The sequence below is a fragment of the Staphylococcus sp. GDX7P312P genome, from assembly GCF_008385775.1.
GTDB classification, from domain to species: domain Bacteria; phylum Bacillota; class Bacilli; order Staphylococcales; family Staphylococcaceae; genus Staphylococcus; species Staphylococcus haemolyticus.
The window spans coordinates 1-1,584 of the sequence record NZ_VUKI01000008.1; the positions used below are offsets into that span (position 1 = coordinate 1).

Consider the following 1,584-nt stretch of genomic DNA (forward strand, 5'->3'; position numbering starts at 1 on the left):
CAAAGATGACTTGTTTTGAAAAAAGCTTGATTCAAGCGCATTTTCAAATCAGTCAGCTACTGACATAATGATAAAGTAGGCTGAGACATTTTATTTGCTCTACGTCAAATCGGACTGATGAGTCCTAATATTGAGATTAAGCAACCTTAGGTTGTTTAATCTCTTTTTTTGTTGTTGAGGCAAATAGTCGCGAAGTTATAATAATTCGATTACGTAAATTATCATAATTTCTATAACCAAAAGATACCCTTTTAATGAGTTTGATTTTATTATTAATTCCTTCTAACGGACCGTTGGTCAGGTTAGAATATGTCATAGTATTTTCAATGAAAGTTGCTAATCGTCTTAAAGTTCTAATGACTGGGTGTAATTTAGGACACACATCTGAAAGATGAATAGAAAAGAGTTTATGATTAAATTTCTCTATTTGGTTTTCTTTTAAAAATCGTCTTAGCTCATGAACGTAGTGATATGTATTATATAATTCTTCATCTACATCTAATAAGTAATTTACAATGCCTTTTTCAGTTTTCCACTCTTTAAATAAATGGACTTTACGATAATTAAATGCCTCTAGCGTTTCAAAAGGTTTAAGAAATAATTTCCAATAACTTTTATATTTATTATAAAGCGGTCTATTTGAGGCCCTATAACAATTCATTACATGAACTCTAGACATATTTAACGCTCGATTTAAGGATTGAACAATATGAAAACGATCAATAATAATCTTCGCGTTAGGAAATAATTGCTTGATTAGCGACATATATGGTTCATACATATCAATCGTTACTGTTTTGACTTTTTGTCTTAGTTTCAAAGAATAGCGATAAAAATGATCTTTTAACGATTTTAACTTACGATCCGCTACCACATCTACGATGCGGTGCGATACAGCATCTGCATAAATAAAGCTCATTTTCCCAGTTACATTTTTAACACTTTTAAATTCGTCCATCATTAAGTGTTCAGGTAAAGCATCAAAAGAAGACTGACCTACGTCGCTTGCCGCTTGATTAATCACTCTAGACACAGTCATTGATGATATTAAGCATGACTTAGCGATAGATTTTTGAGAGCGGCATTCTTGTGCTTTATTTAAAACTGCAAGTTTTGTTTTATTTGAAATAAAACAGTAATCATCGACAATATCAGATTTAGCCGTAAAATGACTATCGCATGTTTTACAATAAAATCTTTGTTTTTGAAGATTTAAATAAGCAGGCATTTCCATAATTTTAAGCAAAGTAATCGTTGAGGTTTTCTTACCATTTTTTACTATAGAGAAATTATCATTTTTAGCTAAACAATTTTCACAATATGTAGGTTGATAAGTGAGCTCGGCATAATAAAACAGGCTCATTCGTCCTTTATATTTTTTCTCAATCACTTCGTCTGAAAAATTGATATTTTTATCTTTAATTCTTAATGTTTTTAATATAGACTTACACATAGGCGCATTACCTTTCTTTTTTATTTTGTTTGGTAGCTAATAATTATAGAGGTAATTGCGCCTTTTTTCTATTCAAAAACATAAAAATTGGACTGATGAATTTTGTCATCAGTCCAATTTATTATAGAACC

General features: G+C 30.2%; 1 protein-coding gene. It reads right to left on the reverse strand.

Annotation, left to right across the window (positions count from 1 at the left end):
• Window positions 1–136: 136 nt before the first annotated feature.
• Window positions 137–1,453: an ISL3 family transposase gene (locus F1592_RS04145; RefSeq protein ID WP_149809493.1), complete on the reverse strand. Its 1,317-nt coding sequence runs from the start codon at window positions 1,451–1,453 to the stop codon at window positions 137–139.
• Between the last annotated feature and the right edge of the window lie 131 nt (window positions 1,454–1,584).